18 protein-coding genes are annotated in these 19,784 nt (G+C 70.6%); 15 read left to right on the top strand and 3 right to left on the bottom strand.

What is annotated here, in order from left to right; translation table 11 throughout:
• The 3 genes from PLL68_RS06605 to PLL68_RS06595 all read left to right on the top strand — a co-directional run.
• On the top strand, positions 1-197 hold a 197-nt coding region (locus tag PLL68_RS06605), incomplete at its 5' end, for a hypothetical protein (protein ID WP_324532806.1).
• A gap of 59 nt (positions 198-256) precedes the next feature.
• Complete coding sequence (locus PLL68_RS06600; protein WP_324532804.1) at positions 257-1,309, top strand: potassium channel family protein; 1,053 nt, start codon at positions 257-259, stop codon at positions 1,307-1,309.
• A 57-nt stretch (positions 1,310-1,366) separates the two neighbouring features.
• Positions 1,367-2,317 carry an acyl-CoA thioesterase gene (locus PLL68_RS06595; protein WP_324532802.1) on the top strand — a complete coding sequence of 317 codons (951 nt, stop codon included), beginning with the start codon at positions 1,367-1,369 and terminating at the stop codon, positions 2,315-2,317.
• Positions 2,318-2,343: 26 nt separating this feature from the next.
• Here PLL68_RS06595 and PLL68_RS06590 read toward each other — a convergent pair whose 3' ends face one another.
• Positions 2,344-3,711, bottom strand: a complete 1,368-nt coding sequence (locus PLL68_RS06590) for a transaminase (protein WP_324532800.1) — start codon at positions 3,709-3,711, stop codon at positions 2,344-2,346.
• Positions 3,712-3,907: 196 nt separating this feature from the next.
• Between PLL68_RS06590 and PLL68_RS06585 the strand changes: the two genes are divergently transcribed.
• The 6 genes from PLL68_RS06585 (at position 3,908) to proB (ending at position 11,428) form a co-directional block, all read left to right on the top strand.
• Positions 3,908-4,663: a TIGR03936 family radical SAM-associated protein gene (locus PLL68_RS06585; protein ID WP_324532799.1), complete on the top strand. Its 756-nt coding sequence runs from the start codon at positions 3,908-3,910 to the stop codon at positions 4,661-4,663.
• 162 nt (positions 4,664-4,825) lie between these two features.
• Complete coding sequence (locus tag PLL68_RS06580; RefSeq protein WP_324532797.1) at positions 4,826-7,888, top strand: Rne/Rng family ribonuclease; 3,063 nt, start codon at positions 4,826-4,828, stop codon at positions 7,886-7,888.
• Positions 7,889-8,036: 148 nt separating this feature from the next.
• A complete protein-coding gene (gene rplU / locus PLL68_RS06575; protein ID WP_159904493.1) occupies positions 8,037-8,342 on the top strand; it encodes a 50S ribosomal protein L21 in 306 nt (101 codons plus the stop codon).
• 33 nt (positions 8,343-8,375) lie between these two features.
• A complete protein-coding gene (rpmA, locus tag PLL68_RS06570) occupies positions 8,376-8,645 on the top strand; it encodes a 50S ribosomal protein L27 (protein WP_159900038.1) in 270 nt (89 codons plus the stop codon).
• 123 nt (positions 8,646-8,768) lie between these two features.
• Positions 8,769-10,292 carry a GTPase ObgE gene (gene obgE / locus PLL68_RS06565; protein WP_324532794.1) on the top strand — a complete coding sequence of 508 codons (1,524 nt, stop codon included), beginning with the start codon at positions 8,769-8,771 and terminating at the stop codon, positions 10,290-10,292.
• 5 nt (positions 10,293-10,297) lie between these two features.
• Entirely contained in the window at positions 10,298-11,428 is a 1,131-nt protein-coding gene (proB, locus tag PLL68_RS06560; protein ID WP_324532792.1) for a glutamate 5-kinase, read from the top strand.
• Between the two features lie 13 nt (positions 11,429-11,441).
• On the opposite strand, the gene pdxY is transcribed toward proB, so the two are convergent.
• Positions 11,442-12,296 (bottom strand): pyridoxal kinase PdxY, encoded by an 855-nt coding sequence (pdxY, locus tag PLL68_RS06555; protein ID WP_324532790.1) that lies wholly within the window; start codon positions 12,294-12,296, stop codon positions 11,442-11,444.
• Positions 12,297-12,437: 141 nt separating this feature from the next.
• Here pdxY and PLL68_RS06550 point away from each other — a divergent pair, with 141 nt between their 5' ends.
• From PLL68_RS06550 to PLL68_RS06525, 6 genes are all read left to right on the top strand, one after another.
• Positions 12,438-12,875, top strand: a complete 438-nt coding sequence (locus tag PLL68_RS06550) for a peptidase inhibitor family I36 protein (protein ID WP_324532788.1) — start codon at positions 12,438-12,440, stop codon at positions 12,873-12,875.
• A gap of 113 nt (positions 12,876-12,988) precedes the next feature.
• Positions 12,989-13,750 carry a hypothetical protein gene (locus PLL68_RS06545; protein WP_324532786.1) on the top strand — a complete coding sequence of 254 codons (762 nt, stop codon included), beginning with the start codon at positions 12,989-12,991 and terminating at the stop codon, positions 13,748-13,750.
• 88 nt (positions 13,751-13,838) lie between these two features.
• Positions 13,839-15,017, top strand: a complete 1,179-nt coding sequence (locus PLL68_RS06540; protein ID WP_324532784.1) for a peptidoglycan-binding protein — start codon at positions 13,839-13,841, stop codon at positions 15,015-15,017.
• Positions 15,014-15,706 (top strand): ABC transporter ATP-binding protein, encoded by a 693-nt coding sequence (locus PLL68_RS06535; protein ID WP_324532782.1) that lies wholly within the window; start codon positions 15,014-15,016, stop codon positions 15,704-15,706. Before PLL68_RS06540 ends, PLL68_RS06535 begins: the two co-directional genes overlap by 4 nt.
• 542 nt (positions 15,707-16,248) lie before the next feature.
• On the top strand, positions 16,249-16,902 hold the full coding sequence (locus PLL68_RS06530) for an ABC transporter permease (RefSeq protein ID WP_324532780.1): 654 nt from the start codon (positions 16,249-16,251) through the stop codon (positions 16,900-16,902).
• A gap of 38 nt (positions 16,903-16,940) precedes the next feature.
• The gene (locus PLL68_RS06525; RefSeq protein WP_324532778.1) at positions 16,941-18,233 is read left to right on the top strand and encodes a glutamate-5-semialdehyde dehydrogenase; all 1,293 of its coding nucleotides are present in this window, start codon (positions 16,941-16,943) and stop codon (positions 18,231-18,233) included.
• 43 nt (positions 18,234-18,276) lie between these two features.
• Here PLL68_RS06525 and PLL68_RS06520 read toward each other — a convergent pair whose 3' ends face one another.
• On the bottom strand, positions 18,277-19,257 hold the full coding sequence (locus PLL68_RS06520; RefSeq protein ID WP_324532776.1) for a glycosyltransferase family 2 protein: 981 nt from the start codon (positions 19,255-19,257) through the stop codon (positions 18,277-18,279).
• Positions 19,258-19,784: the final 527 nt, after the last annotated feature.

Genomic DNA, 19,784 nt, shown 5'->3' with positions numbered 1-19,784 from the left:
GGCAGGACTGGCTGGACTCGCTCGACGAGACCGAGGTCGAGGACTGCCGCTGGACCCCGTGCTTCGACTGCGGCGTCTGCCCCCAGATGGGCACCCAGATCGAGATCGGGCCCACCGGAAAGTCGTTGCTGCCTCTGACCGTTCTCGGTGCCGGCCGCGCAGAGCTCGCGGAGGCCGTCGAGCACAGCCACGCCTGACAGTCGCGTCACAGGGTGTTGCCCCCCGGCGAGCGCCGCCCCGGTGCAAGGTTGGCGTCGTGAGCAGTCCGACGCCGAGTTTCTGGGCGCGCTCGTTGCTGTTCGGCAGCCGCCCGGCGAGCAGCATCGGTCGGATCGGGTGGGCGTTCGCGGCCCTCATCGCGGTGACGGTCTTCGGCACCGTCGGCTACATGCTTCTCGGGCTGACCTTCGTCGAGGCGATCTACCAGACGGTGTTCACGGTGGCCACGGTCGGCTACACCGAGGTCTACGAACGCACCCCGGCCCTCATGCTCTTCACCAGCCTGCTCATCGTCATCGGTGTCGGGGTCGTGCTCTACAACCTGGGGGTGATCCTCGAGGCCGTCACCGAGGGTCGTCTGCTCCAGCACCTTGGAAGGCTTCGCATGGAACACGACATCTCCCGGCTGCGCGGGCACGTCATCGTCTGTGGCTTCGGGCGGGTCGGGACCTCCGCCGTGAGTCACCTCCTCGACACGGGACACACGGTCGTCGTCATCGACCGTGACCCCGAGCGGCTGGCCGAGAGCACGCTTCACGTCGTCATCGGTGACGCCTCCAACGACGACATCCTGCGTGCTGCCGGCATCGAGCACGCCCGCGCCCTGATCTGCGCCCTCGACACGGACGCGGACACCACCTACGCGACGTTGTCCGCCCGTGCCCTGCGACCCGACCTCGTGATCATCTCGCGAGCGCGCACGATCGACTCCAAGGACAAGCTCGTGCGGGCCGGGGCGACGCGCGCGGTCAACCCGCAGCTCATCGGCGGGCGCCGGATGGCCTCGTTCGCCCTGCACGCCGACGTCGCCGAGTTCCTCGACGGGGTGATGCACAGCGAGGAGATCGACCATGAGTTCGAGCAGGTCCGCATCCCGCCGGGCAGTGCCTTCGCGGGCACGCGGCTCGCGGACATCGACATGTTCCGCGAGATGTCGGTGCCCGTCCTGGCGGTTCGCCAGCCGCACAAGGGTGGTTTCCTCACCAACCCGCCGCGGTCCACGGTCATCGAGGCGGGGGCCACGGTCATCCTCCTCGCGAGCACCGACCAGATCGCTGCTGTGCACCGCGCCGCCGGCACCTCGGACTGACCTGCACCACGGCATCCGACGGTGGGAGAGTGGGCACACCCAGCCCCGGAGGTGCCCATGCCTGAAGCCGCTCACGCCCGCGCCGAGATCACCCTGCGGTTCCTCGCTGCCCCCACGGATGCCGGTCAGTCGGGTTCGGTCTCGGCCGGTCGCGTTCTCGAGTGGATCGACAAGGCCGGCTACGCCGCGGCGGCCGGCTGGAGCGGCACGTACGCCGTCACCGCCTATGTCGGCAACGTCCGCTTCACCAGGCCGGTCGAGGTCGGTGAGCTCGTCGAGGTGAGTGCGCGGGTCGTGCACACCGGGCGCACCTCGATGCACGTCACCGTCGACGTCGCCTCGGGCCAGCCGGCGACCCGGGTGCTCGAGCCCGCGACGCGGTGCCTCATGGTGTTCGTCTCGGTCGACGAGCACGGTGCGTCCACGCCGGTCCGCGAACTCGTGCCCCGCACGCTCGGCGAGGAGCTCGAGCAGCAGTGGGCAGCGCGCCGTTCCGAGCTGCGCAGCGAGGTCGAGGCCGCGATGGCCGAACAGGTCTACTCGGATGCCGGGACGGCGCCTCGCGTCGTCATGCGCTTCCTCGCGGCGCCGACCGACGTCAACTGGGGCGGCAAGGTCCACGGCGGCATCGTCATGCGCTGGATCGACGAGGCCGCCCACGTGCTCGCGACCCAGTGGACGGGGAACGCACACAACGTCGCGATCTTCACCGGCGGGGTGCGGTTCTACCGGCCGCTGCGGATCGGCCACGTCGTCGAGGTCGAGGCCCGGCTGCTGCACACCGGCACGACGTCGATGCACATCGGGGTGCACGTGCGCTCGGGTGACCCGACGCAGGGCCCTGACGGCATGGCGCTCACGACCTTCTGCCGCACGGTCTTCGTCGGCATCGACGAGCACCGGCGCGCGCTGCCCTGCCCCACGTGGACACCAGTCACCGACGAGGACCGCGCCCTGGATGCCCACGCCGTCGAGCTCGTGGCCATTCGCGACCGCTTCGGCAACTGACCCACCCGACGAAAGGGCGGGGGCGGTCAGGCGTAGAGGGCTGCGACGACCTCGCGGAAGGTGGCCGTGTGCCGGTCGACGTCGGCCCGGGTGGTCTCCGGGCACATCAGCGCCATGTTGTGGAACGGCGTCATGAGGATGCCGCGGTTGCACATCGCGAGGTGCATGTACGCGTCGAGGTCGTCGTCGTGGGCGACGGCGGCCTCCTCGCCGGTACGCGGCGCCGGTGAGGCGAAGCGGTACTCCGAGCGCGCGCCGAGCTGGCTGACCGACCACGGCACGTCGAACTCGTCGAGGGTGACCTGGACCCCTTCGGTGAAGGCGGTCGCGAGGTCGATCATGTGCTCGAACGCCGCATGGGTCAGCACCTCACCGAGCGTGGCCCGCATCGCCGCCGTCGACAGCGCGTTGCCGGCCAACGTGCCGCCCACCCCACCCACGTCGACGATGTCGGCGTCCCCGGCATCCGTGTGCGAGGTGATCGAGGCGGCCACCTCGGTGGTGATCCCGTAGGCGCCGCAGGGGATGCCGCCCCCGATGGACTTGCCGATGACGAAGATGTCGGGCTCGAGGTCCCACGCCGCGGTGGCGCCGCCCCAGCCGGCCGAGAAGGTGTGCGTCTCGTCGATCATGAGCAGGGCGCCGTATCGGGTGGCGAGCTCGCGCAGCCCCTCCATGAACCCGGGCTCGGGCAGCACGATGCCGATGTTGGTCAGCGCCGGCTCGGTGAGGATGGCCGCGACGTCACCGTGGGCGAGTTCGCGCTCCACCGAGGCGAGGTCGTTCCACGTGGCCGCGCGGGTCGTGAGGTCGAGCGGAACCGGGGGAGCGACGTTGCCGGGCCGGGACTGCGCCTTGCCGTCCGGGCCGGGGATGGCGAAGGTCTCGTCGACCGAGCCGTGGTAGCAGTAGCCGAACACGAGGATCTTCGGCTTGCCGGTCGCGAGTCGGGCCAGGCGCACCGCCCAGCGGTTGGCGTCGGTCGCCGAGAGCGTGAAGCTCCACAGCGGCATCCCGAAACGGGCGGTCAGCTCGGCCCCGACCCACTGGGCGTCAGCACTCGGAAGCATCGTCGTGATGCCGCCGAGGTCGCCCATGCGGCGCGCCACCGCCTCGACGGTCGGGCGGGGGGAGTGCCCGGCGAACGCACCGGTGTCACCGAGCGCGAAGTCGACGTAGGTGTGGCCGTCGACGTCGGAGATCCGGTTGCCGCGTGCGTGGTCGAGGTAGAGCGGGAAGCCGCCTGTCCACTTGTTCATCCACGTCATCGGCACCCGACCGAAGAGGTTGCTGCCCTGCGCGAAGAGTTCGCGGCTGCGCGGGTGGCCTGCGGTGTAGACCTGCTGCTCGGCGGCGATGAGGTCAGTCAGGCGGGAGCGGTCGATCGGTGGCATGCGAGCACGATAGCGGACTGAATCGGTGGCCAATCACTGTTCGTAAGCCGAAAACGGCATCGGATGCCGTGAAGCACGACGGATTTCGGAGCCCTCCCGTGGTGTGGGGCTGACCGTGAACAGCTGCCGATGCTGCCGCGGGCGATGGTCGAGCCCATCCGGCCGAGGTCGCCCAGCCGTCTACGCTGGGGGCACCATGGCTCGACAGCGCACCCCCGAGGGGCCCCCACCAGAACCCGCCGTGCAGAAACTGCGCATCCGCTACGCCAAGCGTGGCCGGTTGCGCTTCTCCTCCACGCGTGACTTCTCCCGGGCCCTGGAGCGAGCGCTTCGTCGGGCCGACGTCCCGATGGCGTTCTCGGCCGGGTTCCACCCGCACCCGCTCATCTCCTACGCCAACGCGGCGCCCACAGGCACGGCGAGCGAGGCCGAGTACTTCGAGATCCGGGTCACCGAACGGGTCGACCCGGAGGCGGTTCGGGCCGCCCTCGACGAGGCGCTGCCCGAAGGGCTCGACGTCCTCGAGGTCGTGCAGGCCGGCCCCGGTGCGCTCGCCGACCGCCTCGAGGCCAGCGAGTGGCACATCGTCGTGCGCGCAGCCGACCCCGCCGAGGTCACTGCGGCCGTCGACGCGTACCTGGCCTGCGAGCTCGCGGAGACGACGCGAACCTTCAAGACCGGGCCGCGCACGTTCGACACGCGTGGCGCCGTGCTGGCGATGGATGCCTCCGGTGTCGACGACGAGGGGTGTGCGATACTGCGCATGGTCGTTCGGCACACCACACCGTCCGTTCGACCCGATGACATCCTGACCGCACTGCACGCAGTGACTGGGTTCGCGCCTCCGGTCCCACCCCTGGTGACTCGGCTGGCCCAAGGCCCACTGCTCGACGCAGCTGCTGGGGTGGCCGACCCGTTGGCTGCCGACAAGGAGGCCGTCGGTTCCGGATAGGTGCCGCGCCGCCCGCGCGAGCCGCTCCGGGGCAGCAGCTGACTTCCGTGCAGGGCCCGCCCTGCACGATCCGATCGCACCACGCGGTCGGCGAGGGACCGGTCAGGAGTTGGGGCCGGAACCGGTGTGGTCGTCGCCCACGTGGATGACGGAAGGGGCCTCATGGCTTCCGAGAACGACTCCACCACGACGCTTGACACGGCCGCCGCTGAACAGGCGCCCGCCGAGAAGCCCAAGCGCCGCCGCGCCACGAAGAAGGCGGCCGCGCCGGCCGCCGTCGATCCGGCTGCTGCCGCCGAGAGCGCCGCGGACGCCACGGATGCCGTGGCCGCCGACGCCGGCGAGGTCGCCCCCGCGCCCGTCAAGCGCGCCCCGCGCAAGCGGGCGGCGAAGAAGGTCGCCCCGGCGGTGCCGGACACCGTCCTCGAGCCGATCGCTGCCGAGGGCGAGGCCGCTGAGGCCGCTGCCTCCGCAGACGCTGCTGAGGTCATGGACGGCCAGGCCCCGGCATCCGTCGAGGCGCCCAAGGCCACTCGCGCGACCAAGGCCGCGAAGTCCCCGCGGTCGAGCAAGCGCGCGAGGGTGACCAAGGCCCCGGCCGAGGTGTTGCTCGACGACCTCTCGCTGCTCGAGCCCGGCACGGCCGACCTGCTCCTGCCCATCGACGAGGACGAGTCCGAGGCCGTGGCTCAGGCGGCAGACGCCGAGGCCGCTGCTCCCGCCGACGACGTGTCGCCCCTGCCCGCGGTCCCGAGCCTGTCGATGCTCTTCCAGGCCCCTGAGCCGGTCGCCCCGCGCCGCCGCCGGGCCACGGCTCCCGTGCAGGCCCCGGTCGAGCGCCCAGCGGTCGATGAGTCAGCTGCCGAGACCGTGGCGACCTCCGCAGACGTCGACGCGGACGCTGTCGACGAGGTGGCCGTTGACGACGCAGTCGCCGAGGGCCAGGAGGAGTCCGTCACGGCGGAACGCGCCTCCGACGACGCGGACACCAGTGGCCGCGGTCGCCGCCGCCGTGGCGGTCGAGGCCGCCGTGGGCGAACCCAGGGCGAGGACGACAAGGGGGCCTCGGCATCCGCCGACGCCCCCGACGCCGAGCAGCCCAGCGGCGCCGGGCCCGAGGACACCGGGGCTGACACCGAGGGCGAGTCGGTCTCGAGCCGGCGTCGTCGTCGGCGCCGCCGCGGCGCAGGCAGTGGTGACGGCGAGGGCGACGACCCGCCCGGCACCGTGACCCGGGTGCGCGAGCCCCGTGGCCAGCGGGATGAGCCCACCGCCGTCAAGGGCTCCACGCGCCTCGAGGCCAAGAAGCAGCGTCGTCGCGAGGGCCGTGAGGCCGGGCGTCGCCGCACGATCATCACCGAGGCCGAGTTCCTGGCCCGTCGCGAGAGCGTCGAGCGCGTCATGGTCGTGCGCGGCCGTGGTGACCGCACCCAGATCGGCGTGCTCGAGGACGGCGTGCTCGTCGAGCACTACGTCTCGCGTGAGACCACGTCGTCGATGGCTGGCAATGTCTACCTCGGCCGGGTGCAGAACGTGCTGCCGTCGATGGAGGCCGCGTTCGTCGACATCGGCAAGGGCCGCAACGCCGTGCTCTACGCCGGTGAGGTCAACTGGGACGCCGCCGGGCTCGAGGGCGGCCAGGCTCGCCGCATCGAGAACGCGCTGTCCTCGGGCGACACCGTGCTCGTCCAGGTCACCAAGGACCCGATCGGGCACAAGGGCGCTCGCCTGACCTCGCAGATCAGCCTGCCCGGGCGCTACCTCGTCTACGTGCCCGAGGGGCAGATGACGGGCATCTCCCGCAAGCTTCCCGACACCGAGCGGGCGCGCCTGAAGGCCATCCTCAAGGAGGTCGTGCCCGGCCACGCCGGTGTCATCGTGCGCACCGCCGCCGAGGGGGCCTCCGAGGAGGAGCTGCGCGCCGACGTCGAGCGCCTCACGAAGATCTGGGACAAGATCAAGGCCAAGGCCGAGTCGGCCGGGGCCAAGAAGGCCGGCAGTGGCGGCGCTCCCGCCCTGCTGCACGGCGAGCCCGACCTCACCGTGCGCGTCATCCGCGACGTCTTCACCGAGGACTTCACCTCGTTGGTCGTCTCCGGCGACAAGGCGTGGTCAGAGGTCAGCCAGTACGTCGAGGACGTCGCCCCCGACCTCGCACCGCGCCTGCAGCGCTGGACCTCCGAGGCCGACGTGTTCGCGGCGCACCGCATCGACGAGGCGATTGCCAAGGCGATGGACCGCAAGGTGTGGCTGCCCTCGGGTGGGTCGCTCGTGATCGACCGCACCGAGGCGATGACCGTCGTCGACGTCAACACCGGCAAGTTCATCGGTGCCGGGGGCAACCTCGAGGAGACGGTCACCAAGAACAACCTCGAGGCCGCTGAGGAGATCGTCCGCCAGCTGCGACTGCGCGACATCGGCGGCATCATCGTCGTCGACTTCATCGACATGGTGCTGGAGTCCAACCGCGACCTCGTCGTGCGACGGCTCCTGGAGTGCCTGGGCCGTGACCGCACGAAGCACCAGGTGGCTGAGGTCACCTCGCTCGGCCTCGTGCAGATGACCCGCAAGCGGGTCGGGTCGGGCCTGGTCGAGGTCTTCTCGGAGACGTGCGAGCACTGCTCCGGGCGCGGCATCGTCGTGCACTCCGAGCCGATCGACCGGGCCGGCGCGAACGACGTCGGCGGGGCCAACGCAGCGCCGTCGCGATCGGGTCGCGGCCGTCGGGGGACCCCGGCTGCCGGTGGTTCGTCGAACGGCGGGTCGGATGCCGTGGCGCAGGTCGAGGAGGTCCGCACCCCGTCGGGTCCCACGGCCGCCCAGATCGCCGCTGCGGCGCACGCGGCCGCGCTGCGGCGCGCCGAGGCCGAGGCCGCCGCGGAGGTGCCGGCTGACGGCATCCCCACCGAGGCAGAGGCGGAAGTGGCCGAGGCTGCTGTGGTCGAGCCCTCGGCGGAGGACGTCGACACGGCGGATGCCGTCGAGGTCGTCGAGACTGTCGACACCAGCGAGGTCGCTGAGGCCGAGGTCCGGGAGCCGCAGGGAGCTGCCGAGGGCGAGCCGGCGCAGGTCCAGGTCGTCGAGGCCACGCCTGAGCCCGAGCCCGAGCCCGAGGCCGAGCCCGAGCCGGCTCCGGCGCCGCGAGGCCGCCGCAAGCGTGGCCGTGTCGTCGCCCCGGCCGGTCCGCCGCGGGCCGTGAGCACGCCGCCCGAGCCGACGGCCTGATCCGCTGGCCCGTGATTTGGAGGGCTGCCGGGGCCCCCGGTAGTCTGTGCAGTCGGTGCGTCCACCGAGCTGATGTCCCGTGTCGTCCACGGGGTAGCTATCGGCCGGTCATCCAGGAGACGTGCCCGTAACGAAAGTGAGTCAGACCGTGTACGCGATTGTGCGCGCAGGTGGTCGCCAGGAGAAGGTTTCCGTCGGCGATGTCCTGCTCATCGACAAGATCGGCCAGGCCGGCGACGAGATCCAGCTGCAGCCGCTGCTGGTCGTCGACGGTGGCACCGTGACCAGTGACGCGAGCAAGCTCGCCAAGGTCAAGGTCACCGCCGAGGTGGTCAAGGCGGCCAAGGGCCCCAAGATCACGATCCTGAAGTACAAGAACAAGACCGGGTACCGCAAGCGCCAGGGCCACCGCCAGCCGCTCACCCAGGTCAAGATCACCGGCATCGACGCCTGATCCGCGCCGGAACTCACGTAAAGGACTACAGACATGGCACACAAGAAGGGTGCGTCCTCGACCCGCAACGGTCGTGACAGCAACGCCCAGTACCTCGGCGTGAAGCGCTTCGGCGGTCAGACCGTCAAGGCCGGCGAGATCCTCGTCCGCCAGCGCGGCACGCACTTCCACCCCGGTGACGGCGTCGGCCGTGGCGGCGACGACACGCTGTTCGCGCTCGTCGCGGGTGCGGTCAAGTTCGGCAGCAAGCGCGGCCGCAAGACCGTCAACATCATCGAGCCGGAGTCCGTCTCCGCCCAGTGATCGCACGCCGGGCGTCCTCGCCCGGCCGCTTCACCCACGCCGTTTGAGGGGCGGGCCCGTGCTGGCCCGCCCCTCACGGCATCCATCGAGCACCATCACCACCCTTTTGTCAGGAGCGCAGGCATGACGACCTTCGTCGATCGCGTCGTGCTGCACGTCGCTGCAGGAAACGGCGGCCACGGCGTCGCATCGGTCAAGCGTGAGAAGTTCAAGCCGCTCGGTGGCCCCGACGGCGGCAACGGCGGGCGCGGTGGCTCGGTCATCCTCGCCGTCGACCCGCAGGCCACCACGCTGCTCGACTACCACCACACGCCGCACCGCAAGGCCGCCAACGGCAAGCCCGGTGCGGGCGACGAGCGCAACGGTGGTGACGGTGCCGACCTCGTCCTGACCGTGCCCGAGGGCACCGTCGTCAAGGATGCCAACGGCACGGTGCTGGCCGACCTCGTCGGGCACGACACGACCTTCGTGGTGGCCCGGGGCGGTCGTGGGGGTCTGGGAAACAAGGCCCTGGCCAGCCCGCGGCGCAAGGCTCCCGGGTTCGCGCTGCTCGGTGAGCCCGGCGAGAGCGCCGACATCGTGCTCGAGCTGAAGTCGCTCGCCGACGTCGCGCTCATCGGGTTCCCGAGTGCCGGCAAGTCCTCGCTGGTCTCCGTCGTGTCGGCCGCCCGGCCGAAGATCGCCGACTACCCGTTCACGACGCTCGTGCCGAACCTCGGCGTCGTCACCGCCGGGTCGATGCGCTACACCATCGCCGACGTGCCCGGGCTCATCCCCGGCGCGAGCGAGGGCAAGGGGCTGGGGCTGGAGTTCCTGCGGCACGTCGAGCGCTGCTCGGTGCTCGTGCACGTCGTCGACTGCGCCACGCTGGAGCCCGGCCGCGACCCGATGACCGACCTCGAGGTCATCGAGGCCGAGCTCGCCGCGTACGTCACCGACGACACCCTCGGCGGTCGGCCGCTGTCCGACCGCACCCGGGTCGTCGTGCTCAACAAGGCCGACGTCCCCGAGGCACGCGACCTGGCCGAGATGGTCAAGCCGATGCTCGAGGAGCGCGGGCTCGAGGTGCACATCATCTCCGCCGTGGCGCACACCGGACTCAAGGAGCTGACCTTCGCCCTGGCGCGCCACGTCAGCGAGGCCCGCGCCGAGGTCCTCGCCCGGGTGCCCGACCGTCCGCGCGTCATCATCCGCCCGACGGCGGTCGACGACGCCGGCTTCCACGTGCGCCGCGAGAACACCCCCGACGGTGAGCTCTTCCGCGTCATCGGCGAGCGCCCCACCCGCTGGGTGCGCCAGACCGACTTCTCCAACGACGAGGCCGTGGGGTACCTCGCAGACCGGCTCAACCGCCTCGGCGTCGAGGACGCCCTGCTCAAGGCCGGCGCCGTCTCCGGGTCGACGGTGCTCGTCGGCCCGGAGGACAACGCGGTCGTCTTCGACTGGGAGCCCACGATGTCCGCCGGCGCCGAGCTGCTCACCGGCCCTCGCGGCACCGACGTGCGCTTCGAGAACGAGGGCCGCAAGACCCGCACCCAGAAGCGCGAGGAGTTCCACGCGCGCAAGGACGCCCAGACGGTTGCGCGTGACGAGCTCGCGACGGAGCGGCGGGCAGGGCACTGGGCCTCCGTCACCGACGAGGACTGAGCCGGATGCCGGACACCGCCGCTCGCTTGCGGCGCACCGTGGGTGCGGGGCAGCGCCTCGTGGTCAAGGTCGGGTCGTCGTCGCTGACCAGCGCCGACGGCGGTCACCTCGACCACGGCGCGCTCTCGGCGCTGGTCGACGTCCTGGCGACGCGCCGGGCGCAGGGGCGTCAGGTCGTGCTCGTGTCGTCGGGCGCCATCGCGGCCGGCATCGGCCCGCTCGGGCTCTCCCGCCGACCCACGGACCTCGCGACCCAGCAGGCGGCTGCGTCGGTCGGCCAGGGGGCCCTCGTGGCGGCCTACCAGGCGGCGTTCTCCGCCCACGGGCTCACGGTCGGGCAGGTGCTGCTCACCGCGGACGACGTGACCCGGCGGGCGCACTACACCAATGCCCGGCGCACCCTCGAGCGCCTGCTCGAGCTCGGGATCGTGCCGATCGTCAACGAGAACGACACGGTGGCGACCCAGGAGATCCGCTTCGGCGACAACGACCGGCTCGCCGCCCTGGTGGCCGACCTCGTCGGGGCCGACGCGCTCGTGCTGCTCACCGACGTCGACTCGCTCTACGACGGCCCGCCGTCGCAGGGGGGCTCTCGTCGGGTCCCGCTCGTCGAGACCGTGGCCGACCTCGACGCCGTGCGCATCGGCGGCACCGGCTCCTCGGTCGGCAGCGGTGGCATGGTCACGAAGGTGGAGGCGGCCGGTATCGCCGGTGCGGCCGGCATCCCGACGTTGTTGACGCGGCTGGCCGACGTCACCGGCGCGCTCGCGGGGGAGGACCGCGGCACGGTGTTCGCTCCGGCGGCGGCGACCCGGGCCTCGCGCAAGCGGTGGCTCGCGCACGCCACGACGGCTCGGGGCAGGCTCGTGCTCGACGAGGGCGCGGTCGCCGCGGTGACGCACCGTCGCAAGTCGCTGCTGCCGGCGGGCATCGTCGGGGTCGAAGGGGCCTTCGCGGCCGGTGACCCCGTCGACGTCTGCGACCCCGAGGGCGCGGTGATCGCGCGCGGGCTGGTGAACTACGCGGCATCCGAGCTGCCCCGGCTGCTGGGGCGCTCGACCCGCGACCTCGCACGCGACCTGGGGCCGGAGTACGAGCGCGAGGTCATCCACCGCGACGACCTCGTCGTCCTCTGACCCGCGCCCACCCTCAGCGGAGCTGACGGACCTCGAACTGCATCCGCGGGTTGGCGATCTCGTCCTGGCTCTGCACGAGCTGAAGCTCCCGACGGCCGGACTCGTGCGTGCGGGTGAGGAGGTCGAACACACTGGACACGGTGCGCCCGAGCGCGACCCCGGCATCCCCGCCCTCCAGCAGGTGCGCGGTGAACAGCGCGGCCGTGACGTCGCCCGAGCCGTTGGCCTTCATCGGCAGCTGCGGGGTCTGCACGATCCAGGCGCCGTCGCCGTGGACGGCCAGCATCTCGATGGTGCCCTCGGGGCGGTCGGGGCGCAGCACGCTCGTGACGAGCACCGTGCCCGGCCCCATTGCCCGCGCCCGCTCGACCGACTCCAGGGTCGAGTCGAGGTCGCCGGGCTCGGTGTCGGTGAGGAAGCCGAGCTCGAACTGGTTCGGCGTGATGAGGTCGGCCTGCGGCACGACCTTCTCGCGCAGCAGCACGGGGATCGCCGGGTGCACGAAGCAGCCGGATGCCGCGTTGCCCATGACGGGGTCGCAGGCGTAGATCGCGCTCGGGTTGGCGGCCTTGGTGCGGGCGACCGTGTCGAGGATGACGTCGCCGATCTGCTCGCCGCCCTGGTAGCCGGAGAGCACCGCGTCGACCTCGGGCAGGGCGCCGCGCTCCTCGATGCCGGTGATGACCTCGCGGACGTCCTCGGGCGCCATGAGGGGGCCGCGCCATGCGCCGTACCCGGTGTGGTTGGAGAAGTGCACCGTGTGCACGGGCCACACCTCGACGCCCAGGCGCTGGAGCGGGAAGACTGCGGCCGAGTTGCCGACGTGGCCGTACGCCACCGAGGACTGGATGGACAGGATCGTCGTCACTGGCCCATCCTCCCAGAACCGCGACGAGGGCTTCGCCGCACCGGATTCTGTGGCTCAACGGGCGAGGTTTCTGGTTCTCCACTAGGGTCAGGACGGGTGGACGAGCCGAGCCACCATAGGAGACTTTCGAGGGGACATTTCATGAGTCGAATCAAGTGGGGCTTTGGGGTCGCGGCGTTGGCGATGGTTGTCAGTGGCGTTGGACCTGCGCAGGCGGCAACCAGCCAATGCAGCAATGGTGAAGCGTGTGTTTGGCAGAATTTCACGTATGGGGGGTCTTTCCGAGGGATGTCCGCGACCGCCAACGACTACGACAACATTGTCTGGGAGGCCGGGATCGGGTACGGTACCGCCATCACCGGCACGAGTGTCAGTTCGATGCGGAACCAGGGCAACAACTGCCAGGTTCGTTTCTGGTCCAGCGCCAATCACACAGGTACGTACACCTACTTCTGGCGCGTTAGCGACGGCGCCAACTACCAGGATCCCAATTCCGACAACGGTGCGGGTCTGGGTCCATACCGGTGGAACAACTGGAACGACACGATCGAATCGCACGACTGGATCAACTGCGCGTGATTCTGGCCTGAGGAACTGTTCCTGTGCGAGCGCTTGCGGTTTTGTGCGTCCTTGTCTTCGGCCTCTCCTCGGCATGCTCATCGGCGAACTCTGAACCGACAGGTTCCCTGACAGTGCCAACGAAGGCTGAGGTTGACGAAAGTACGGGGTTAATCCTGGTTCCTGCCGACGCTTACTGGGTCACGGATCTTGAGCTCGCAGAGATCACCTCCGCGATGCGGGTTGCCATGATCTCCTGCAAACGGCGAATGAACGTGCCGACTGACGAACCCCGGCGAACCATCCCCGACGAACAGGACACTCGCCGGTTCGCTGGCTTGTGGCGCATGGCCAACGCGGAACGCTACGGCTACGTGACACCGATGTCCAAGGCAAAAGAGCAGGCGATCGCCGACCAGTCCGACCCGTTGTCCGCGCCCACTCAGGCAGAGCTGGATGCCGCTGAGACGTGCGCGTCGAGCGACTCCACCGTGATGGAGTTGCAGGAGCAACCGCCCGACGGGCCGTGGCTCAGGGCACTGAACGCTGCCGAGGACGAGGCCCGCGCGTCAAGGGAATGGGCTGAGGTGGTTGCAGACTGGGGGTCCTGCCTGGCGGAGCGAGGACTGTCCGTGGACACCGAGAACATGGCGCCTGATGGCGTGGACTGGAAGGCCGTCGGGGAACGACGTGTGCAGCCCGTGGATGTCGAGCTGGCGGTGGTGGACGTGACCTGCAAGCGACAACACGACACCGCGCAACGGTTGGCCGATCTCGTGGCAGCGGCACAGGCTCCCGTCGTTGCGAAGTACGGGGCCGAGCTGCAGGACCAACGCGCAGGGTTCGACCGGCAGCTCGCCAAGGCGCGAAGGGTCCTGAGTGAGGCAGGACTCTGACGCACGGAGCCTGGATCTGACACCTGACAGGGATCCCCTTCATGACCCCACGAAACCTCGGCGCCACACGTGGCTCATCGGATGGGTCATGGCCAGCGTGATCCTCGCGGTGGTCACGTTCGCGGTCGGGCTGGTCCTTCCTTCCCCGTGGGAGAAGGCTCAGATGAATGCGTCGGCCACGCCCGTGGTCACGGCCGAGGTAGTCGAGCACACGTTTCCTGCGACATCGCCGCGCTTGTCAGGCGTAGTGCACCTCGGTCGCTCCGTCGTGGTATCCCCGACCGGCGCGGGCTCGAGTGCGCAGTCCGTCATCACGAACACTCCAGCCCGGGCCGGGTCGACCATCACGCCCTCTGACGTCGTCGTTGAGATTTCCGGTCGACCAGTCGTATTCCTCCGCATGCCCTTTCCGCTGTACCGAGACCTCCACGTTGGTGACCAGGGGCGGGACGTCGCAGCCCTCCAGCGTGCGCTGGCGGACATCGACCTCTACGGAGGCGCGGTCGACGGCAGGTTCGGCTCGGGCACGCAAGCCGCTGTCGCGCGGCTCTACGCCACGATCAATGTGAGCGCTCCCCTGGAGGAGGCCGCCGCAGCCGGGTCCCCTGTGGATGCATCCCCTGCTGGAGTCGCCTCACCAGAGGGACCCAACGGGACATCCGGTGATGCTAGGTCAGGAAATGCGGCAACACGTACATGGCTGCCGATGCAGGAGGTTCTCGCAGCTGATTTCCCGACCCTCACGCTGGTCAGCGTCGCGCCAGTGGGAACGACGCTCGGGGAGCAAACACCTCAGGCCGCCCAGTTGCGGGGCGGATCACCCACTGTGGAAGCCAGGGTCGGGATTGCCGACAAGGCTCTCTTCGAGGTCGGGCAGGCGGTGCGCCTCGCGTCCGCCGGGGACAGCAGCCGGGCCTTGTCGGGCGAGGTCGTGAAGGTTGGAGATTTCGTCGCGGGGTCCGACTCGGAGGTAGCCGGCCACGATGTCGTTTTCTCCGCCACGGATGCTGGGGACGGGTGGCGTGACGACGAGCCGGTGTTCGTGACCCGCGCAGGCGAAAGCACCGAGGCCCGCCCTGTCCTGGCGGTGCCCATGACTGCCCTGCGCGAGGATGACGAGGGAACATTCGTCATGCTCGTCGAGACGGGCAAGGCACAGGCGCGCCGGCGGTTGCCGGTCACATTGGGCGCCCAGGCAGAGGGTTGGGCCGAGGTCACGGGCGGTGACGTCGTGCTCGGACAGCGCGTGTTGGTGGCCGGGGGATGACCTCGGCTGCCGCACCTGTCCTCGAGGCGCAGGAGGTGACCCGAACCTTCCCCGGTGCTCCGCCTTTGCGGGTCTTGCGAGGGGTCTCTCTGGCCGTCCACCGCGGGGAGCGGGTCGCCATCTTCGGCCGCTCCGGTGCCGGGAAGTCGACCCTGCTGAACATCCTGGGGCTGTTGGACGAGGCCACGACGGGCCGATACCAGCTGCTCGGTCACGACGTTGCCACGCGCCGGGGTGCCCAGCGCGACCGGCTTCGGGCGTCGGCACTCGGGTTCGTCTTCCAAGCCCACCACATCATTGGCCACCGCACTGCCACCGAGAACCTCGAGCTGAAGCTCTCGGTCATCGGTACGCCTCGCGCAGAGCGCGCCACGCGAATCGCAGGCACCCTCGACGGCCTGGGTCTCGGTGACCATGCCCAGGCCCTGGGTGCCACCTTGTCCGGCGGTGAGAAGCAGCGACTGGCGATCGCCCGCGCGGTCATCGCAGACCCGGCGATCGTCTTGGCCGACGAGCCGACCGGCAATCTCGATGACTCGAACACCGCGGAGGTCCTTGCCCTGTTCGACACGCAGGTGGACCGCGGCGGTTCGGTCGTGCTCATCACCCACGACCGGCGAGCAGCGGCGTGGGCGGACCAGGCGTACACCCTGGCGGACGGCATCCTCAGGCGAGGGCTCGACCGGTGATGCTGCGGCTACGCGATGATGTGCGCGACGTTCTGATCGAACTGTCAGCCCGCCGGGCCCGAGCCCTGCTCCTGCTCGTCAGCATCGCCCTGAGCGCGGGTGTCCTCGTGGCCTCGTACACGGTCAGCATCGCGGCGGCCCGGCAGGTGGACGCCGGGTTCGTGGCGGCCGGCAGCACCACGTTCACTGTCGGGGCCAGAGCGAGTGAGGACAATGGCGAGAGCGCTCCGATGTCCGTCTTCCCGCCTGACACCGAGTCTCGGGCGCAGCGGGTCGACCTAGTGCGTGCAGCGGGGCGACGAGTTGACATTGCGCGTGCTGAGTCACGCCCACGCAGGGGTGCCGCCTCACCGGACATCGCGGAGGTCGATGTCCTCGGGGCGACGTCGGGGTACCTGGCCGCAGACCGCGCAGTCACCGGGGGCGCGCCCGCGTGGCTCCTCGATGGCGTGCGGGCACCCGCGGTCGCGTTGGTCGGGGAGCGTGCGGCCGAGAGACTGGGTCTGCCGCAGGGCGTGCCGGGGCCAGGAGTAGCGGTATGGGTGGCGGACACCCGATTCTCCGTTATTGGCCGGATCACGGGCTCCACCGACGACACCCTCGCCAACGCCGTGGTAATCCCCCACTCGGCAGCGTTGGCCATCGACGGTGTGTCGGACTTCCAGACGGTGGTGCTGGTGCGAACCGACCTTGGCGGAGGGGGTCCGGTCTCGCGAGTGATCCGGATCGCGATCCGACCCGACCGTCCGGAATCGCTGGCGACTTCCCCCGTAGCTGACTTCAGCTCGCTGCGGCAAGGTGTCGGGTCCGAGCTCACCCGGCTCACGGCTGCCGTCGGGTTCCTGCTGCTCGCGGTCGCAACCCTGCTCATCGCCAACGCGATGATCGTGAGCGTCGTCTCGAGAACCGCTGAGATCGGTCTGCGGCGGTCAATGGGCGCCTCGCAGCGGGGCATCGCGCGCATCTTCTTCATCGAGGGTGGACTTCTGGGGGTGCTAGGGGGTCTCTTGGGCTCGGCCTCTGGGATGGCAGTCTCCCTTGCGATCGCGGCGATGAACCGCTGGGACACCACCCAGCCGCTGCTGGCCGTGTTCGTCGGCCCGGCAGTGGGCCTTGCCGCTGGCCTGCTCGCGTCCGCCTATCCGTCGTGGCGGGCAGCGACGACTCTGCCAGCGGAGGCAATGCGCGCCGACTGAGCGGTCTGACCTGCGACGGACGACATACCCTTGGGCGCATGGCTGACCGCACCTCCGGCATCGACCCCGCCGACATCGAGCAGGTTCGCGTGCTCGCGCAGGCCGCCCGCACCGCGTCCCGCCGCCTGGCCCTGCTCTCGCGCGCCGACAAGGATGCCGCGCTGCGCACCCTCGCCGACGCCCTCGACACCGCCACCGACGAGATCGTCGCCGCCAACGAGCTCGACCTCGCCCGTGGCCGCGAGAACGGCATGCCGCAGAGCCTTCAGGACCGACTGCGCCTGGACCCCCCGCGCGTCGCCGCCGTCGCCCAGGCCCTGCGCGACATCGCGGCCCTGCCCGACCCGGTCGGCGAGGTCGTGCGCGGCTCGACCCTGGCCAACGGCCTGCAGATCCGCCAGATCCGGGTGCCCATGGGTGTCATCGGCATGATCTACGAGGCCCGCCCCAACGTCACCGTCGACGCGGCCGGCCTCGGCCTGAAGTCCGGCAACGCGGTCATCCTGCGTGGGGGCAGCGCCGCCGCTGAGACCAACCGCGCCACGGTCGCCGTGCTGCGCGCCTCGCTCACCGCCCAAGGCCTGCCCGCGGATGCCGTGGGCCTCCTCGAGGGTGGCCACGGCGCCGTTCGTGCCCTGATGACCGCCCGCGGCCAGGTCGACCTGCTGATCCCGCGCGGCGGAGCGGGGCTCATCCAGAGCGTCGTCACCGAGTCGACGGTGCCCGTCATCGAGACCGGCATCGGCAACTGCCACGTCTACGTCGACGCCCGCGCCGACCTCGACAAGGCGCTCGCGATCACCGTCAACTCCAAGACCCACCGCCCCAGCGTGTGCAACGCCGCCGAGTCGCTGCTCGTGCACCGCGACGTCGCCGCCGAGTTCCTGCCCAAGGCGCTGGCGGCGCTCGCGGGGGAGGGCGTCGTCCTCCACACCGACGCGGATGCCGGTGCGCAGGCGGATGTCGCGGGCGTCGCCCACGACGTGGCGACCGACGAGCACTTCGCCACCGAGTTCCACGGGCTCGAGATGTCGGTGCGGGTCGTCGGCGACCTCGACCAGGCACTTGAGCACATCTCCACCTACGGGTCGGGCCACACCGAGGCCATCGTCACCGAGGACCGCGGAGCCGCCCGACGCTTTACCGCCGAGGTCGACGCAGCCGCCGTCATGGTCAACGCGAGCACCCGGTTCACCGACGGTGGTGAGTTCGGCTTCGGTGCCGAGATCGGCATCTCGACCCAGAAGCTGCACGCGCGCGGGCCGATGGCACTGCCCGAGCTGACGACCACCAAGTGGGTCGTCGAGGGCGACGGTCAGGTCCGCGCCTGACCTCGGTTCAGCCTCTCAGCGACGTTGAGCCACGCAGCGAGGGTCAGCGTCGCGCCCGGGCTGATGAGTCCACCAGCGAGTCGTGCGCGACGTAGTACGACGGCCTGCCCTGGAGCATGGCGTACATCCGCCCGACGTACTCGCCGAGGATGCCGAGTGCCAGCAGCTGCACCGCCCCGACGGCGGCGACGATGACCACGGTCGAGGTCCAGCCGGGCAGGGTGTTGCCGAGCAGCATGGCGATGACGGCATACACGAGCACCCCCAGGGCGGCGACCCCGCCGAGCAGCCCGAGCCAGGTGGCGAACCGCAGCGGGGCGATCGAGAAGCCCGTGAGGCTGTCCACGGAGAGGCGGATCATCTTGCCCAGCGGGTACTTCGACTCCCCGGCCGCGCGGGCTGCCCGGGTGTAGGACACCGACGCGCTCGGAAACCCCAGGGCCGGGACGACGAGGCGCAGCACCCGGTGGTGTTCGGGAAGGGCGTTCACGGCATCCACCGTGGCGCGGGACATGAGCCGGAAGTCGCCGGCATCCACCGGGGCGTCGACCGCCGACAACGCCCGGATCGAGCGGTAGAACGCCCGGGCGGACAGGCGCTTGAAGGCGGTGTCGCTCGCGCGGTCGCCCCGCACCCCGTAGACCACGTCGACACCCTCGGCGCGGGCGACGGCGAGCATCTCGCCGATGGCCTCGGGAGGATCCTGGAGATCGGCGTCGATGGTGGCGACCCAGTCACCACGAGCGCGCGCCAGACCGGCCGAGATGGCTGCCTGATGGCCGGCGTTCGCCCGCAGCCGGACCACGCGAACCTGCGGCCACTCACGCCGAAGTCGTTGCAGGAGAACGGGGGTGGCGTCGCTCGAGCCGTCGTCCACGCACAGCACCTCGTAGCTGACCCCCCACGAGTCGGCCAGCGGTCGCAGCCGGTCGACGAGAAGCGGGAGCACCGCCTCCTCGTTGTACACCGGGATCACGACACTGAGCTCGACCGGCGCGCTCGCTCCCTCGACAGTCTCCGGCATGGGCCAAGACTAGGCGGCCCACGGACTCGAGCCGCTCAGGTCACGCCCGGAGACGGCCGAGGGCCCCCGAGTATGAGATCGGGGGCCCTCGCCGGTCGACTGCTGCCGACGTGTCGAGCCGGTCGGTCCGTGCGGTCTCCCGCACGGTCTGCCACGCGACGGTGGCGCCGCCCTGGGGTCAGGACGGGCTTCGACTCAGGTCGAACGGCCGCGGCACCCGCGCCGTCGCGCGCGTCGCACGAGCCCGAGGGCCCGCACGTCCCGTCCCTTGCGGGGCGGAAGCGGTGTGCCGTTATCCGTACGACCTGCCCCCCGGGTGCCGCTCCGGCGCCGAGGCGTCGGTGCTGTCCAGCAGGGGCGTGGTGACAGTTCTAGTCGCCGAGATGGGGGCCTTGCAAGGAAACGGGCAGCCAATCGGTGACCGGTCAGTCGTGCTCTTCGTCGTCCACAGGCCCCGTGCGGGAGACGCGTGTTGTGCACAGGGCTGTGGACGACATTCGTGGACAGCGGACGCGCTAGGCTGGCCC

Source organism: Ornithinibacter sp., assembly GCF_035443565.1.
In the GTDB taxonomy this organism is placed as follows: domain Bacteria; phylum Actinomycetota; class Actinomycetes; order Actinomycetales; family Dermatophilaceae; genus Fodinibacter.
The sequence above is the reverse complement of the archived record's forward strand: the minus strand, read 5'-3'. Positions and strand labels throughout refer to the sequence as shown.

What these genes read in the sequence shown, in the direction of transcription:
- PLL68_RS06595 (WP_324532802.1), top strand. Translation starts at nt 1,367, where the DNA reads ATGCCTGAAGCCGCTCACGCCCGCGCCGAGATCACCCTGCGGTTCCTC.
- PLL68_RS06590 (WP_324532800.1), bottom strand. Translation starts at nt 3,711, where the DNA reads ATGCCACCGATCGACCGCTCCCGCCTGACTGACCTCATCGCCGCCGAG.
- PLL68_RS06585 (WP_324532799.1), top strand. Translation starts at nt 3,908, where the DNA reads ATGGCTCGACAGCGCACCCCCGAGGGGCCCCCACCAGAACCCGCCGTG.
- PLL68_RS06580 (WP_324532797.1), top strand. Translation starts at nt 4,826, where the DNA reads ATGGCTTCCGAGAACGACTCCACCACGACGCTTGACACGGCCGCCGCT.
- rpmA (WP_159900038.1), top strand. Translation starts at nt 8,376, where the DNA reads ATGGCACACAAGAAGGGTGCGTCCTCGACCCGCAACGGTCGTGACAGC.
- obgE (WP_324532794.1), top strand. Translation starts at nt 8,769, where the DNA reads ATGACGACCTTCGTCGATCGCGTCGTGCTGCACGTCGCTGCAGGAAAC.
- proB (WP_324532792.1), top strand. Translation starts at nt 10,298, where the DNA reads ATGCCGGACACCGCCGCTCGCTTGCGGCGCACCGTGGGTGCGGGGCAG.
- PLL68_RS06550 (WP_324532788.1), top strand. Translation starts at nt 12,438, where the DNA reads ATGAGTCGAATCAAGTGGGGCTTTGGGGTCGCGGCGTTGGCGATGGTT.
- PLL68_RS06540 (WP_324532784.1), top strand. Translation starts at nt 13,839, where the DNA reads ATGGCCAGCGTGATCCTCGCGGTGGTCACGTTCGCGGTCGGGCTGGTC.
- PLL68_RS06535 (WP_324532782.1), top strand. Translation starts at nt 15,014, where the DNA reads ATGACCTCGGCTGCCGCACCTGTCCTCGAGGCGCAGGAGGTGACCCGA.
- PLL68_RS06525 (WP_324532778.1), top strand. Translation starts at nt 16,941, where the DNA reads ATGGCTGACCGCACCTCCGGCATCGACCCCGCCGACATCGAGCAGGTT.
- PLL68_RS06520 (WP_324532776.1), bottom strand. Translation starts at nt 19,257, where the DNA reads ATGCCGGAGACTGTCGAGGGAGCGAGCGCGCCGGTCGAGCTCAGTGTC.